Source organism: Streptomyces sp. NPDC002669, from assembly GCF_042889165.1.
In the GTDB taxonomy this organism is placed as follows: domain Bacteria; phylum Actinomycetota; class Actinomycetes; order Streptomycetales; family Streptomycetaceae; genus Streptomyces.
Genome location: NZ_JBIAQQ010000014.1, coordinates 51,559 through 67,306, shown reverse-complemented (window position 1 = coordinate 67,306; position 15,748 = coordinate 51,559). Strand labels below are relative to the sequence as shown.

At 73.2% G+C, this 15,748-nt stretch carries 12 protein-coding genes and 1 pseudogene; 4 read left to right on the top strand and 9 right to left on the bottom strand.

All coding sequences use genetic code 11. The annotated features are described in order from the left end of the window. Window positions 1–115 precede the first annotated feature (115 nt). The 3 genes from ACFYW1_RS21445 (at window position 116) to ACFYW1_RS21435 (ending at window position 4,600) form a co-directional block, all read left to right on the top strand. The gene (locus ACFYW1_RS21445; protein WP_388995255.1) at window positions 116–1,576 is read left to right on the top strand and encodes a sugar porter family MFS transporter; all 1,461 of its coding nucleotides are present in this window, start codon (window positions 116–118) and stop codon (window positions 1,574–1,576) included. Between the two features lie 39 nt (window positions 1,577–1,615). Then, window positions 1,616–3,091 carry a glucose-6-phosphate dehydrogenase gene (gene zwf / locus ACFYW1_RS21440; RefSeq protein WP_388995252.1) on the top strand — a complete coding sequence of 492 codons (1,476 nt, stop codon included), beginning with the start codon at window positions 1,616–1,618 and terminating at the stop codon, window positions 3,089–3,091. A gap of 396 nt (window positions 3,092–3,487) precedes the next feature. After that, window positions 3,488–4,600: an aromatic acid exporter family protein gene (locus ACFYW1_RS21435; protein ID WP_388995249.1), complete on the top strand. Its 1,113-nt coding sequence runs from the start codon at window positions 3,488–3,490 to the stop codon at window positions 4,598–4,600. Between the two features lie 265 nt (window positions 4,601–4,865). On the opposite strand, the gene ACFYW1_RS21430 is transcribed toward ACFYW1_RS21435, so the two are convergent. From ACFYW1_RS21430 to ACFYW1_RS21415, 4 genes are all read right to left on the bottom strand, one after another. Next, on the bottom strand, window positions 4,866–5,660 hold the full coding sequence (locus tag ACFYW1_RS21430) for an SDR family NAD(P)-dependent oxidoreductase (protein ID WP_388995246.1): 795 nt from the start codon (window positions 5,658–5,660) through the stop codon (window positions 4,866–4,868). A 99-nt stretch (window positions 5,661–5,759) separates the two neighbouring features. Beyond that, entirely contained in the window at window positions 5,760–6,584 is an 825-nt protein-coding gene (locus ACFYW1_RS21425; RefSeq protein ID WP_388995243.1) for an aldo/keto reductase, read from the bottom strand. 92 nt (window positions 6,585–6,676) lie between these two features. Continuing rightward, window positions 6,677–7,096, bottom strand: coding sequence for a heme-binding protein (locus ACFYW1_RS21420; protein ID WP_388995240.1), 420 nt, complete (start codon window positions 7,094–7,096; stop codon window positions 6,677–6,679). A 76-nt stretch (window positions 7,097–7,172) separates the two neighbouring features. Continuing rightward, complete coding sequence (locus ACFYW1_RS21415; RefSeq protein WP_388995237.1) at window positions 7,173–8,381, bottom strand: MFS transporter; 1,209 nt, start codon at window positions 8,379–8,381, stop codon at window positions 7,173–7,175. A 163-nt stretch (window positions 8,382–8,544) separates the two neighbouring features. Here ACFYW1_RS21415 and ACFYW1_RS21410 point away from each other — a divergent pair, with 163 nt between their 5' ends. After that, window positions 8,545–9,012, top strand: coding sequence for a MarR family winged helix-turn-helix transcriptional regulator (locus ACFYW1_RS21410; protein ID WP_388995234.1), 468 nt, complete (start codon window positions 8,545–8,547; stop codon window positions 9,010–9,012). An 823-nt stretch (window positions 9,013–9,835) separates the two neighbouring features. Here ACFYW1_RS21410 and ACFYW1_RS21405 read toward each other — a convergent pair. The 5 genes and pseudogenes from ACFYW1_RS21405 to ACFYW1_RS21385 form a co-directional block, all read right to left on the bottom strand. Next, window positions 9,836–10,489, bottom strand: coding sequence for a phosphatase PAP2 family protein (locus ACFYW1_RS21405; RefSeq protein ID WP_388995232.1), 654 nt, complete (start codon window positions 10,487–10,489; stop codon window positions 9,836–9,838). Beyond that, a complete protein-coding gene (locus ACFYW1_RS21400) occupies window positions 10,482–11,855 on the bottom strand; it encodes a diacylglycerol/lipid kinase family protein (RefSeq protein WP_388995229.1) in 1,374 nt (457 codons plus the stop codon). Before ACFYW1_RS21400 ends, ACFYW1_RS21405 begins: the two co-directional genes overlap by 8 nt. Before the next feature lie 60 nt (window positions 11,856–11,915). Continuing rightward, complete coding sequence (locus ACFYW1_RS21395) at window positions 11,916–12,359, bottom strand: thioesterase domain-containing protein (protein WP_388995226.1); 444 nt, start codon at window positions 12,357–12,359, stop codon at window positions 11,916–11,918. Then, the gene (locus ACFYW1_RS21390) at window positions 12,254–14,518 is read right to left on the bottom strand and encodes an SDR family NAD(P)-dependent oxidoreductase (protein WP_388995223.1); all 2,265 of its coding nucleotides are present in this window, start codon (window positions 14,516–14,518) and stop codon (window positions 12,254–12,256) included. The genes ACFYW1_RS21395 and ACFYW1_RS21390 overlap by 106 nt, the downstream gene beginning before the upstream one ends. Further along, window positions 14,403–15,440, bottom strand: a pseudogene (locus tag ACFYW1_RS21385) (polyketide synthase dehydratase domain-containing protein); the annotation flags it as partial. The gene ACFYW1_RS21390 and the pseudogene ACFYW1_RS21385, both read right to left, overlap by 116 nt. Window positions 15,441–15,748 lie beyond the last annotated feature (308 nt).

Here is a 15,748-nt window from a genome sequence, read left to right as displayed (position 1 = left end):
CCTTCCTGACTCCGACCCGAGGCCGCGGTGTCCGTCACCCGAATGTACCTGTCCGGTGTCCGTGTCTCCGCAGGTCATCGAGGATGTGCCGGGGGTCACCAGGGAAGGACGCGACATGGTCCAAGGATTTTCCAGGGAGCCGGGAACCCACGGGCCCTTGATCGAGGTGCCCCCGGCGGGCCTGCGGAAAATCAGGATGTGGGCAGGTGCCATCGCCATGGGCGGGTTCCTGTTCGGGTTCGACACCGGCGTGGTCTCCGGTGCTCTGCTCTACATCCGGAAGGACTTCGACCTCAACTCCTTCGAGCAGGGAAGTGTGGTGAGCGTCCTGCTCATCGGTGCCGTGATCGGCGCCATGACCTCCGGCAAGCTGGCGGAGAGGATCGGACGGCGGCCGAGCCTCGGGCTGATCGGTGCGGTGTTCATCGTCGGCACGATCATCGTGACGGCCGCGAACGGCTACCCGATGCTCCTTGCGGGCCGGATCGTCCTCGGCCTCGCCGTCGGCGCAGCATCGGCCCTGGTCCCGGTGTACCTGTCGGAGATCTCGCCGACATCGATCCGCGGCCGGCTGCTCACCTTGAATCAGCTGTTGATCACGACCGGCATCCTCGTCGCCTACCTCGTCAACCTCGTCTTCGCGAGCAGCGGCAGCTGGCGCTCGATGTTCGCCGTTGGAGCGATCCCGGCCGCCCTGCTCGTGATCGCCTCCGTGTGGCTGCTGCCGGAATCACCGCAGTGGCTGATCACTCATGGGCGCAAGCAAAGGGCCCACGAGGGAATCGCATCGGTGACCGACGACGCAACCGCCGACCGGCTGGTCCAGCGCGCCGAGCAGCGTATCGCGGACGAACGCGCCAAGCAGCAGAGAACGGCGGCGGACCAGGGGAACGCACGCAAGCGGCTGACGGCCCCCGATGTGCGGCCCGCCCTGATCGTCGGACTGACCCTGGCCGCGGTGCAGCAGTTCGGCGGAATCAACACGATCATCTACTACGCGCCGACGATCATTCAGCAGACCGGTCTCAGCGCCTCCAACTCGATCTTCTACTCGGTCGCGATCGGTGTCATCAACCTGGTCATGACCCTGGTGGCGATCAGACTGGTCGACCGGGTGGGCCGCCGTCCCATGGTCCTCGTCTCGCTGGGACTGATGGCGGTATCCGTCTTCATGCTCGGCCTGGCCTTCGTGGTCGGCATGAACTCGGTCCTGACCCTGCTGTTCATGGTGGTCTACATCGCCGCGTTCGCTGGCGGTCTCGGTCCGGTCTTCTGGACGCTCATCGGCGAGATCTTCCCGCCGTCCGTCCGTGCCGAGGGGTCCAGCGCCTCCACGGCTGTCAACTGGATCTCCAACTTCGTCGTCAGTCTTGCCTTCCTGCCGCTGGCCGGCCTCCTCGGCCAGGGCGAGACCTTCTGGGTCTTCGCCGCGATCTGCGTCGTGGCGTTCTTCTTCGTCGGCCGCTACGTCCCCGAGACCCGCGGCCGCGACGCCGAACAGATCCAGGAAGCCCTGCAGTCCCGCTTCGGGAACACGCCCGAGACCACGCACTCCGAGCACGCCAGGACCCGGTGACAGCACCGACTGCCGCAGCTTCACGAAAGGACGCCCGCCGTGAGCGACATCCCCCTCACCCCGCCCGAACTCGAACGCTCCGACGCGCTCGTACTGTTCGGCATCTCCGGCGACCTCGCCAAGAAGATGCTGCTGCCCGCCCTGTACCGCCTCACCGAGGCAGGCAAGCTCGGCGTGCCGGTCATCGGTGTCGCCGCGACGGACTGGGACGACGCGGCATTGCGGGAGCACGCACGACAGGCCGTGCTGGCCACCGGTGCCGACATCGACGAGCAGGTCTTCGCGCGCTTCGCCGCCGGTCTGTCCATCGTCACCGGCGACTTCACCGACGGAGATCTGTTCACCCGACTCCGCGATTCCGTGGGCAAGTTCGGATTCGTCACGCACTACCTGGCCATCCCGCCGGCGTTGTTCACGACCGTGGCCGCCGCACTGGCCAAGGCCGGACTCAACCGCAACGCCCGCCTGGTCGTGGAGAAACCCTTCGGCCACGACCTCGACTCGGCCCGCGCCCTCCAGGACGACCTCAGTGCGTACTTCGACGCGGACCACCTGCTGCGCGTCGACCACTTCCTCGGCAACGCGGCCGTGGAGAGCCTGATGGTCTCCCGGTTCGCCAACACGCTCCTGGCCCCCCTGTGGCACCGCGACTACGTCGACAACGTGCAGATCACCTTGGCCGAGGACTTCGACGTCGCCGACCGCGGCTCCTTCTACGATGCCGTCGGCTGCCTGCGCGACGTCGTCCAGAACCACCTGCTGCAGGTTCTCGCCTACCTGGCCATGGACCCACCGAGCTCCAACAGCGCGCTGGCACAAGGACTGGAGAAGTGGCGCGTGCTCCACGCCGTCCGTGCCATGGACCCGGCCGACACCATCCGTGGGCAGTACGAGGGCTATCGCGACGTGGACGGCGTCAAGCCGGGCTCCACCACCGAGACGTACTTCGCCACCCGCCTCTACATCGACAACTGGCGCTGGTCCGGCGTTCCCTTCTACCTGCGAAGCGGCAAGGCACTGGCCGTGTCGGCCACCGAGGTCGTCGTCGAGCTGCGCAAGCCCCCGCTGGAGCTGTTCCGCAGCGATTCCGCGGACACCGCAGGCCGGCCGCAGGAGGCCGGTGCCCCGGCCAACGTCGTCAGGTTCCGCATCGACGGCGACATCGGTATCCGCGCCGACCTCCTCGTACGGGGCGGCGACACCGGAGCCCCGCCCGTGACCGTTCCCGTCGGTGTCGACTTCGCAGACGTGCTCGGACGCGTGCCTCTCCCGTACGAGAACATCCTCCATGGAGCCGTCGCCGGTGACCCCGAGTGCTTCGCCTTCTACCCCGCCATCCTGGAGTGCTGGCGCATCGTGGACCCCGTCCTGGCGACGTCCGGGGCGCCGCTCGTCTACGAACGCGGAAGCTGGGGCCCGGCTCCGGCCGCGCACCTACCGGGCGCCCAGGGTTGGCACCAGCCGAATCCCCGCCTCTTCGGCGACGGCCGACCTCCCATCGGACAACGCTCATGACGCAGCTCAAGGTGCTGTGCGAAAGCCACCTGAGTGACGACGTGATGGCCCTCCTCGGTGCCGCGCCGGGAGTCGCTCACCCGACGCTTGCGCATGGGATGCGGACGTGCCCGCCGTAGGCTTCACGGTGCTCGCAGCCGTCGCCGGCGACTGGTATCGGGCCGTCGGCTCTAGCTCGCGCAGCCCGGCTCCGCACTCCGTGACGGTGGCACGGTAGTCGCCTGCCTCGATCGTGAACTGCTCACCGGTGATGTTCACGGGTCACGGAGCCTTCATGGACCCGCGGTGGTGAACGGACAGGCCGTGCCGCGGAGATGTACCGGCCCGGGTGAACACATTGGGGCAGGTGGACGCACCCCCTCTGCACCCCTGTTGCGGCGCCGCGAGACTGCCCGCATGCGCAACGCATGGCAGCGGGTCAGGGGCGGTCTCTGGCCCGTGCTTCAGCAGTCCGTGGCCGCCGCGCTGTCGTGGTGGCTGGCCCGGCAGATCTTCGACCACCACACTCCGCTGTTCGCCCCGATGGCCACGCTGGTCGCCCTCAACACCCCCCTCGGAGGCCGGGGCACCAACGCGGTGCGCGTCGTATCCGGCGTGATCGCCGGCGTCATCGTCGGCGCGCTTGCCTTCCGCCTCCTCGGCGACGGCATCTTCTCCGTCGGCGTGGCCGTGCTGTGCTCGCTCGTGGTCGCGCTCGTTCTCGACGGCGAGCGCATCACGATGGCTCAGGCGGCCATCGGCGCCGTCATCTCCGTCGCCTCGGGGCAACAGGCAGGCATCGACCGGGTGGAAGACGCACTTTTCGGCGCCGGTGTCGCCCTGGTGTTCAGCCAGCTCCTCTTCCCCGCTCACCCACTCGCCCTGCTGCACCGTGCCGAAGCCGATACTCTGCGGGCCCTCGGCCAGGTCCTCGATCTGACGGCGGGGTCCCTGCAGAAGGCGTATGACGACGAGGGCCGGTGGACGGCCCAGCTGTGGGACGCACTGCGCCCCGTGTACACCTCGATCCACGACCTGAACCGCATCCGTGACGACGCACTCGCGGCGGCCCGGCGCACCCCGCACTGGTCCAGGCGACAAGCCCCCGTACGCCAGGAGGCCGTCGCTGCGGGCTGCCTGGGCCTACTGGGCAACAGCTGCCTCACCTTGATCCGCGCCACGGTGGGCCTCGACGCACGAGGCCGCCACGCCGTGGCCCCCACGGTGCGTGGCCTTTCCGGGGCGCTCAGCACGTTGGCGGGTGGACCCGGCAGCTCCGTCAGCCGGCTGGACGCGACCCGGCGGGTGCTCGGCGTCGTCCATGACCGGCCGAACCATCTTCCCGACCCGGTGTGGGCGAGCGCCCTGCAGGTCGGCGAGGACATTCTCGTCGCCGCCGGAGCGGACGCCGAAACGGCCGGCCGGGCCGTACGCGACCGGGCCGCCGATGTCCCCCTCGCCAAACCGCCCACGCTCGCCTGGTCATCCCTGAAGCGACGACGGAGGAATCGGCCCGGCTCAAGGCGCTGAGGAAGGAAATTGCCGAGCTGGAGCGGGCCGATGAGATCTTGAGGCGGCGGCGAGTTTCTTCGCGGCCGGGCCCGGCCGGCCGTTCGTTCCCGGCCGGCACCGGCCGCAGCCGACCGACGTCGATGCGGCCGTGCTTCAGGCCGTCGTACATCGCTCCGTGCCCACGTCGATGTTCGGGCAGCAGGCCCGCCCTCACGGCCTTCGTCTCGGTCAGGGCACCTTGGTCGGAGCGCATGATCGGACGAAGGGCGCCCCGGCGCCGGGATCAGGGCAGGATGGAATCGATGTAGCCGCCGTCGACGCGCACGGCGCCGCCGGTGGTGGCCGACGCCTGGGGCGAGGCGAGGTAGACGACCATGTTGGCGATCTCCTCGGGCTCGATGAGGCGCTGGAGCAGGGACTGGGGGCGGTGGGCGACCATGAACTCGCGCTGCGCCCGGTCCCAGGGCAGCTCGTCGCCGACGAGCTCGCGGACGAAGGTCTCGACGCCGCCGGTGTGGGTCGGCCCGGCGATGACGGAGTTGACGGTGACACCGGTGCCGGCGGCGTCCTTGGCGAACCCGCGGCTGACGGCGAGCAGCGAGGTCTTCGTCATGCCGTAGTGGATCATTTCGGCGGGGGTGACCACGGCCGAGTCGCTGGCGAGGTTGAGGACGCGTCCCCAGCCCCGTTCCTTCATGCCGGGCAGGTACGCGCGGATGAGCCGGACGGAGGCGAGGACGTTGACCTCGAAGTAGCGGCGCCACTCGGCGTCGTCGATCTCCAGCGGGGGGACGGAGCCGAAGATCCCGAGGTTGTTGACGAGGATGTCGACGTCGGGCACGGTCCCCAGCACGGCGGCGGCGCCCTCCTCCGTCGCCAGGTCGCCCACGGCGCCGGTGACGTCGTCGCTGCCGGAGCCCTCGCGCACCGTGCGGACGGCCTGCGCGACGCGCTCCTCGCCGCGGCCGTTGACGACGACGCGGGCTCCCGCGCGGGCCAGGCCGGTGGCGATGGCGTGGCCGATGCCCTGGGTGGAACCGGTGACCAGGGCGGTGCGGCCGGAGAGATCGATCTGCATGGGGCGTTCTCCTCGTCGGGGCGGTGGAGCGGCTGCGGTGACGACGGCGCCCCGCGGTGCCCGTCCGACGTGGACGGGCACCGCGGGGGCGGTTCGGGGTCAGTTGAAGGTGTCGGGGTCCGGGCCGGTGCGCAGGTCCCGGTCGAGGCCCGCGACGGCGGTCATGTCGGCGTCGGTGAGCCGGAAGCCGAAGACGTCGAGGTTCTGCCGGATACGGGCGGGGGTGACGGACTTGGGGATCACGATGTTGCCGCTCTGCAGGTGCCAGCGCAGCACGACCTGTGCCGGGGTTACGCCATGTGCCTCGGCGACTCCCACGATCGCCTGGTCATCGAGGACCGCGCCCTGGGCCAGGGGGCTCCATGCCTCGGTGGCGATGCCGTGCTCGGCGTGGAAGGCGCGCAGCGCCTTCTGCTGGAGGCCGGGGTGCAGTTCCACCTGGTTGACCGCCGGGGTGATGCCGGTGTGCTCCATGAGCCGCTGAAGGTGGGAGACCTGGAAGTTCGAGACGCCGATGGCACGGGCCCGTCCGTCGGCGAGGATCTTCTCCAGCGCCTTGTAGGTCTGCACGTACAGGTCACGGTCCGGGGCGGGCCAGTGGACGAGGTAGAGGTCGACGTGGTCGAGGCCGAGCTTGTCCAGGGAGGCGTCGAACGCGGCCGACGCCCGGTCGTAGCCCTGGTCCTCGTTCCACAGTTTGGTCGTGACGAACAGCTCCTCGCGGGGGATGCCGGAGGCGGCGAGGGCCTTGCCGACACCGCGCTCGTTGCCGTAGATCGCGGCGGTGTCGATGCTGCGGTAGCCGGCCTCCAGGGCACTGGCTACCGCGGCGGTGGTCTCCTCGTCGGGGACCTGGAAGACGCCGAAGCCCAGTTGCGGCATGGTCACACCGTTGTTGAGCGTCACGTTCGGTACGGAGGTCATCGGGGGGTCCTTACGTGGTGAGTGGGTCGGGCCGGAGTGGGCGGCGGTCCGTCGGTGCCGGCCGCCGCCGCCCCGTTGGCCGGGGGTGGGTTTCAGAGGGCCCGGAGGGCGGCCCGGGCGAAGGAGTGGTCCTGCTCGGGGGCGCCGCCGCCGAGACCGAGGGCGCCGATGAGCTGTCCGTCGCGGTGGACCGGTATCCCGCCGGCGATGAACAGCAGGGGCCGGTCCAGCGCGGTGGGCAGGGAGTGGAAGGGGCCGTCCGGCTTGACCAGGTCGACCAGGTCGGCCGTCGCCGCGTTCAGCTGCAGGGCGGTGCGGGCCTTGGCCGTGCTGGTCTCGCCGGAGATGAGCACGGCGCGCTCGTCGCGGCGGAAGGCCAGCAGGTTCCCGCCGGCGTCGAGGACGGTGATGCTGACGGGGACGCCTGCCGCGTCGGCGGCGTGGCGGGCGGCGCGGACGAGGGTCTCCGCGTCGTCGGCGGTCAGCGGGGCCACGGGGGCGATGGTGCTCATGAGCATTCCTTGTATCGATGGGAGGAGGGGAGAACGGTGAGGGACACGCGGCCGGTACGGCGCGGGTATGGGTGAATCAGGAGCGGACGGCTTCCGCCGGGGCGGCGGCGGGGACCGCGGCTGGGGCCGCGGCGGTACGGGCCGGCCTCAGTTCGAGCCGGTGCGAGACGACTGCCAGCACCAGGGCGGCGGCGGCCAGGACGGCCCCGACGGCGTTGGGCGCGGTGTAGCCGAGACCGGCGGAGATCACCAGGCCGCCGAGCCAGGCGGACAGGGCGTTGCCCAGGTTGAAGGCGCCGATGTTGACCGCCGAGGCCAGCGTCGGGGCGCCGTGGGCGTGGTCCAGGACGCGCTTCTGCAGCGGCGGGACGGTGGCGAAGCCGAGGGCCCCGATGAGGAAGACGGCCACGACGGACGCGGCCTTGCCGGAGGCCAGGAAGGTGAACAGCAGCAGGACCAGCGCCAGGCCGCCCAGGGCGGTGTAGAGCATCGGCATGAGCTTGCGGTCCGCGAAACGGCCGCCGAGGAGGTTGCCCGCCACCATGCCCAGCCCGAAGACCACCATCAGCCAGGTCACGGAGGACTCCGCGAAGCCGCTGACCTCGGTCATCATCGGTGCGATGTAGGTGATCGCGGCGAACACGCCTCCGAAGCCGAGGACCGTCATGGCCATGGCCAGGATGACCTGGGTGTTCCTGAAGGCGGCGACCTCGTCCCGCAGCCGCACCCCTTCCGGCGCGGGTACGTCGGGCACGAGCTTGGCGACCCCCACCAGGCCCAGGACGCCGAGTCCGGCGACGATCAGGAAGGTCACGCGCCAGCCGGCGCTCTGGCCCACGAAGGTACCCAGGGGCACCCCGACGACGTTGGCCACGGTCAGGCCGGTGAACATCATGGAGATGGCACCGGCCTTCTTCTCCGGCGCCACCAGTTCGGCGGCGACGACGGAGCCGATGCCGAAGAAGGCACCGTGGGCCAGCGAGGCCACCACCCGGCCGATCAGCATGACGGCGAAGACCGGGGCGACGGCGGAGATCAGGTTGCCGAGGATGAACAGGCCCATGAGCAGCATGAGCATGTTCTTGCGGGAGATCCTGGTGCCGAGGACGGTCATGATCGGTGCGCCGATCATGACGCCGAGGGCGTATCCGGTGACCAGGAAACCGGCTGTCGGCACGGAGACGCCGAGGTCCGCCCCGACCTGGGGCAACAGCCCCATGATCACGAATTCCGTGGTGCCGATTCCGAAGGCCCCTATGGCCAGGGCCAGCAGTGCGAGTGGCATGACAGGGTCCTTTGACATGCTGAGGAGGGATTGCGTGAGCGCTTTACGTGCTCCGACAATAGTTGCACACGAGGGCTAATGGCAAACGCGGGTATAGTGAACTGTGTGATATGCCGTCGGGGCGCCGAAGCCCCGCCCGCCCGACCCGACCGAGGAGCCGCTCATGACCGCCACCGATCCGGCGATGACCGCACTGGCACACAACTGGTCGGCGCTCTCGCTGCTGCACGGTCGCATCGAGAGCAGAGTGGAACGCGCGCTCCAGGCCGGACACCGGCTGAGCGCACGCGAGTACTCGCTGCTGGACGTGCTGAGCCGCCAGCACGACGGTGAGGGCGGACACCTGCAGATGCGGCAGGTCGCCGACTCCGTCGTCCTCAGCCAGAGCGCCACCACCCGGCTGGTGACCCGGTTGGAGGACCGCGGACTGCTCTCGCGCTACCTGTGCCCCACCGACCGCCGGGGCATCTACACCGACGTCACCGACGACGGCCTGCGCCTGCTGGAGGAGGCCCGCCCCACCCACAACACCGCCCTGCGCGAGGCACTCGACCAGGCGGCCGCCGACCCCGCGCTGGCGCCCCTGGTCCAGGCCGTCCAGCACCTGCAGAGCGAGGTCCGGCCGGTCTGACCCACCCGGCACGGGGCCACGGCCGCGCCCGGCCGGTCGACGGGGCCGTACGGGTCCTCCGGCGCGGCGGGCCCGGTACGTGCCCCCGGCCGACCGGACGCCACCGCGCCGCTCACCGGGCGGATCCTTCCGCGGCATGCCGCGCACCGGGCCGGTCGCGGCGCGCGAACCCGTGGGCGACGGGCTCCGCCGTCACACCGTGCGGGACCGCACTGAGCAGGACGGTCGCGGCCGTCCTGGAAGGCGAACGTCAGCCGGGTGTACGCGAGGACCGCGAAGACGATCGAGGTCACCCCGGGGGAACCGAGCCGGCGACGGTGCTGCGCTCGGCCACGTCGAGGCCGACGCCGGTGAGCAAGGCGTACGCCAGTACGAACCGGAGCGCGGTGCGGGCGAGCCGGGCGTGGCCGACGAACGCATCGGCCCGTCGTCGAAGCCGCCCTCGACGTTCGGCGCGGCCCGTACCCCGCGGGGGCACCCGCTCGTCGCGCGGGGCCGCAGCGACCGGGGCGAGGCCATCGGCATCACCACGAGCGCGGCCACGCTCGGCGGCCACCGCCTCGTACCGGGCAAGAGCACCGTCACGGCCGGGGGCGCGAGGCACACCGGGCCCGGAAGCATCGGATACAGCAGTCGGCTTTCCCCTACTGAGCTCCCGAGACGCTCGTGGTTCCGGGCCTCCGTGGCGTCCGTGAACAGGAGGACGGCGAGTACCGGATCGACACCCTGCTGAAAGGCGTGCGCCTCCAGGCCGAGGGGGCCGGCCGGGCGTTCGCCGCGGTTCTCCGCCCGCCCCGGCGCACGGAAAGGCCGCGCCCGGCGGTCACCCGGACGGCCTCCGCAACAGGCTCGCCGCTCCTCGTGCGGCCGGTCGGACCACGCGGCCGGCCTGCCAGGCGCGCCCGACGGCCAGGGACACGGCGGCGGAGGCGAAGCCGAGCACCGCGCCGGCCGCGACATCGCCGGGATAGTGGACGCCCGTGTGGACGCGGGAGTAGCCGACGGCGACGGCCAGCGCCCCGAGCGGCACCGCCGCCGGGGGCAGCACGACACCCACCGCCGTGGCGAACGCGGTCGCCGACGCCGTGTGACCGGACGGGAAGGAGGCCGACTCCGGCATGGGCACCTGCCGGGCCACGATCACCCGGGCCTGCTCCCGGTCGGGTCGGCGCCGGCGGACCATCCGCTTGCCGAACAGGTTCGCCGTCGCCGACGCCAGCGCGACCGCGCCGACCCCGGCCACCGCCGCCCTGCGGGAACGACCGGGCCTCAGCGCGAGACCGGCCGCGACGGCCAGCGAGATCTTCGAATGGTCGGCCGTGTGCGACAGCCGCCGCAGCGCACGGTCCAACATGGGCGTGGGGGTGGCGGCCACGGCCGCGTACAGCGCCCCGTCGACCGCCTGCAGATCGCCCAGCACGGCCGCCGAGGCACGGCGGACCGACGCGGCGGACGCGGGGAAGTGGTACTCAGACATGGTGCCGCCCTTCGGGAGTTCCGGTGGCCCGGCCGAACGCGAGGTCGAGGAGCCGGTGCCAGTCCACGGGAGGAGCGGGCGGGGCCACGCCCGGCCGGTCGCGCGGCACCAGGACCCGCAGCGCGCCCGGCCGCGACGTGCACACGACCGGCGTGGACATGCGCAGCGCCTCGCCGTCCACCGCCACGGGGATCTCGTCCGTGTCGGAGGTCACCTCGACCCGGTGTGCGGACATGGCGGTCAGCCCTGTGGACTGGGCGCCCCGCACGGCCAGGTCCGCCGCCTGCACGGCACTCTCCACCCGGATGCCCAGCACCCCCAGCACACCGTCGTCGAGCCGGGGCCGTCGGCCGTCGGCGGCGATGTCGTCGGGGGAGACGTACGGGTTGTTGCTGATCAGCAGCGCCTGCTGGGACGAGAGCTCGACGTCGTCGACCCGGGCGTCGAGCCGCCGCACCCCCTCGCCGACGAGCAGGTCCGGCATCAGGCTCAGCGCCGTGCCCGCCTTGTCGTCCCGGTACTCGGGGTGGTGCACGACATCCGCGTACACGCCGAAGGACACGGTGTTGACGAAACTCCGGCCCGCGACGTCACCGAGGTCGACCCGCAATTCCTCGCCGTCGGTCAGCGCGTCGAGGCAGCGGACCGGGTCGGCACGGTCGAGACCGAGGTCCATCGCGAAGTGGTTGCGGGTACCGGCGGAGATCACGAGGAACGGCAGGTCGTGCTCGGCGGCGACCGCCGCGACCAGCGCCTGGGTGCCGTCGCCGCCCGCCACCCCGAGCAGGTCCGCGCCGTCGGCCACCGCGTCGCGGGCCAGCGCGGCCACGTCGGCGGGAGCGGACGGGTCGAGCAGGATCACCCGGGCCCCCAGAGCCTCCGCCCGCTCGACCAGGCCGAAGCGCTCCACCTTCCCGCCCCCGGACTTCGGGTTCATGATCAGTGCCGGGCGTCTCGGCCGGGGCGCGGCCACCGCCCGCTTCGGCCGCCGCGGACGCGACCTCCGCAACGCCGCCCGGGCGCAGACCAGGGTCATGGTCCAGCACAGGAACCCGGCCGCCGCCGTCAGCCACAGCCCGTCCCGGGCGAAGAGCAGCACGACGCCGACCGGCGCGGCGACCGCGACGAGAGCACCGCACAGCCGCACCGCACCGCGGTACGCGAGGAACCACCACACGCCGACGGCACACATGGCCAGCCCGAGCAGCCCGGCCCCGATGACCAGCAGCCCGCCCTGACCGAGCGGGAACACCAGCACGATCACGGCCCCGATCGCCGCCAGTACCGCCAGCCGCGCCAGCACCCGGGCGGCCGTGCCCCCGCCGGGATCCGTCCCCCGCGTCCCACCCGCGTCTTCTTGCCCCATGCCGTGTTCCGCCTCCCGGCCTCGCCCGTCACCCCAGCCTGCGCGCTCCCGCCCCGCGGATCATCCCGACCGCTCCGGGCGGGTGAGTACCGTACCCCGCCCGGGGCGTCCTCGGCCCGGGTCGCCGAGCCACCGATGGACGGCGAGCGCGGTCGTACGGGCGTGCTCCTCCAGCATGGTGAAGTGGTCCCCGGGAACGGTGACTTCGGCGTGCGGCAGGCTCCAGCCCGGGGCGGGGCCGGCACCGGGCAGCGGATCCCGGGCGCGTACGTACAGGGTGGGGCAGGTGAGCGGTGCGGGTTCCCAGTCGCGGAACAGCTCGAAGTACCCGGCCATGGCGGTGAGCCGGTCGGGACTGGCGGAGGCGAACTCCGCCGCCCGGCGCAGCATGTCCGACGTCATCGCGGTGAGCCCGCGGTCCTGGTCGCCGTGCACGGGGGGATGGGTGTCCACCAGCACGACGGCCACCGGGGCGGCGCCCTCGGACTCCAGCCGCTCGGCCACGGCGTGGGCCACCCAGCCACCGGCCGACCGCCCCAGCAACACCGGGGGCCCTCGGCCGCGACCGCGCGGACGGCGGCGGCCTGGGCGGTGACCAGCGCGTCCAGCGCGGCGGGCAGCGCCTCCCGGGGCTCGAACCCCGGGTGCCGCACCGCCGAAACCGGCCGCAGACCTCGCAGCCCGGCGGCGAGGCGCGCGTACTCCTGCGGCCCGGACAGCGCGCTGAGCGCGGGGAAGCAGACCAGGCGGGGCCCCGTGCCGCCCGCCGCGAGCACGGCGGGTTCGTGCGCCGCGCCCGGAGCCCGGTCCCTGTCGAAGGCAGGGCGCAGGCGCGCGGCCATGGTGAGGAGCGCCATGCCGTCCCAGCTCCGTCCCCCGGCGCACGCGGCGCGGAAGAGGGCGCCCAGGGAGTCGGAGGACTCCTCGGCCCGCGGAGCCCCGGCGATCCGCCCAGAGGCCGGGACACCCGGAGCGGCACCCGCCCCCGGACCGCTGCCCGTGTCGCCGACGCCCCGGCCCTCTCCCGTACCGCCGTGGCCCGCACCGTCGTCCGGCCGTCGGATCGCGAGGCCCGAGGAAGGGGCCTCGGCGGCATGCCGTCGCGTCAGCTCGGCGGCGAGCGCACGCGGCGTCGGGAAGTCGAACAGCAGCGTGGACGGCAGCGCCAGCCCCGTCCACGTCGCGAGCTCGTTGCGCAGCTCGACCGCGGCCAGGGAGTCCAGTCCCAGATCCGCCAGCAGGGCGTCCTCGTCGATCTCGGCCGCCTCCTCCCGGTGGCCCAGGACGCGGGCCGCCAGGGTCCGGACCCCGGCGAGCAGCACCCCGCCCACCTCGTCGGGGGAAACGGCTGCCGGCCCCCGGCCGAGCCGCTCCCCGTCGCCCGCGCCGACGGCCGGGGGCCGCGGCCGGCCCGCCGTCCCGCCCCCGTCGCCGAGCGCGGCCGGGGCGAGGCGGGCCGCCACCACCACGGGTTCGTCACCGGCCACGGCGGCGTCGAAGAGCGCCAGGCCCTCCTCCGGCCCGAGCGGGCCGAACCCGGCGCGGGCCATCCGCCGCAGATCCGCGTCGCCGAGGTGCGCCATCATGCCGTCGTCCTGCTGCCAGGGGCCCCAGGCGATCGACGTACCGGGCAGCCCGAGCCGCCCGCGGTGCCGCGCCAGGGCGTCCAGCACACAGTTGGCCGCGGCGTAGTTGGCCTGGCCCGCGGAGCCGAATACCCCCGCCACCGAGGAGAACAGGGCGAACACGGCCAGGTCGTGCCCCCGGGTCAGCTCGTGCAGGGCGAGGGCGGCATCCGCCTTGGGACGCATCACCCGCCTCAGCCGGTCGGTGGTGAGCGCCTCGACGACACCGTCGTCCAGCACCCCCGCGGTGTGCACGACACCGGTCAGCGGATGGGCCGCCGGCACCGTGTCGAGCAGGGCTGCGAGCGCGGTCCGGTCCGCGACGTCACAGGCGTGGACGCCGACCCGGGCACCCGCCCCGCGCAGCTCGGCGACCAGCTCCCGCGCCCCCGGGGCGTCCGGCCCGCGTCGGCCGGCCAGCAGCAGATGCCGGACCCCGTGCGCGGCGACCAGATGCCGCGCCACCAGCACGCCCAGGGAACCGGTGCCGCCGGTGACCAGAACGGTGCCCTCCGGGTCGAGCGCCCGCCCCTTTCCCGGCCCCGGCGCGGCCAGGGGCACCAGCCTCGGCACGTACACCGTTCCCCGGCGCACGGCCGCCTCCGGCACCGGGGTGGCCAGCAGGGCGGGCAGCGCACTCCAGGAATCGGGGTGCCCGTCCACGTCGACCAGGGCGAAGCGGCCGGGGTTCTCCCGCAGGGCCGAGCGGACCAGCCCCCACACCGGGGCGTGCGACGGCACGGACGCCGCCCCGGGACCGGCGGCACCGTCCGCGGGGAGCGGATCGTCGGGCAGCGCGACGGCGCCGGACGTCACGAGGACGAGACGGGAGCCGGACAGCCGCGGCTCGGCCAGCGACTCCCGTACGAGCCCCAGCGCCCGGTCCGCCGCCCGCAGCAGCCCGGCGGCCGGGTCCTGCCCGTCACCGGCCGCCACCGGCGGCGGGCACGGGGCCACGACGACGGCCGCCGACGCGTCGCACGCCGCCGGACCGGAGTACACCGGGATGCCGGAGCCCGGCGGCGCGAGAGCCGCCACCAGCCGCGAGCCCGCCGCGCCCAGAACCCCCCAGCGGCGCGGGCGACCCGGCCGACGGCACCCAGTCCGTCCGGTGAAGAGCCCCGGCGCCCGCCTCGGCCGCCGGTCCGGTGCGCGGAAGGGGCCGCAGCGCCAGCGAACGGACCGTCGCCACCGGCGCGCCCGACCCGTCGGCCAGTTCCACCCCGACCCGCCCGTCGGGACCGGGAGCCACCCGTACCCGCAGGCGCCGCACACCGGCGGCGCGCACCCGCACCCCGCTGAAGGAGAACGGCAGGGACACTCCGCCGGCCGCCCCGGAACCGTTCGCGACGAGGCCGTCCAGGGCCAGGGCGTGCAGCGCCGCGTCGAGCAGCGCGGGATGCAGGACGAATCCCGCACCACCCGCCTCCGGTGTCCGGACCGCTTCGGGCAGCACGACGTCCGCGTACAACTCCTCCCCGTGCCGCCAGGCGGCGCGCATGCCCCGGAAGGCGGGGCCGTAACGCAGCCCGCCGACGGCCAGCCGCTCGTACGGCCCGGCGTCCGGACCGTCGGAGCGCAGGGCCCGGGCGTCCTTCGGCGGCCAGGGCGCGTCCGGCAGCGACGTGCCACCGCTTCCGTCCGTGGACGGAAGCGCCGGGGAGAGGGTGCCGACGGCGTTGCGGAGCCAGGGCCCGTCACCCGCCGGAGCGTACGGCCGGGAGTGGAACAGCACCGCCCGCCGCCCCGCGTCGTCCGCTCCGGCCACCCTCACCTGCAGGGCGACGGCACCGTCCGGGGGCAGCACCAGCGGCGCGGTCAGAACGAGCTCGTCCAGGACGGACGCGCCCACCGACCCACCGGCGTGGAGGGCCATGTCGACGAAGGCGGTCGCCGGCAGCAGGACCTGCCCGGCCACCACATGGTCGGCGAGCCACGGCTGTTCGCGCACCGACAGCACCCCGTCCAGCAGCACCCCGTCGTCGTCGGCGGTGCGGGTGCCCGACCGCAGGAACGGATGGGCGGGCCCGGCGGCCGGGGACACGGGCGGATGCTCCGGGACGGTCTCCAGCCAGTACCGGCGGCGCTGGAAGGCGTACATGGGCAGCGCGACGCGCCGCCCGCCGCGTCCGGCGAAGAAGGCCGGCCAGTCGACGGGCACACCGCGGGAGTGCAGCGCGGCCAGCGTGTCGAGCAGGGCGTCCGCCTCCGGCCGCTTCCCGCGCAGCGTCGGCAGGACCAGCGGTGCCGGGCCCCGCCCGCCGCCCG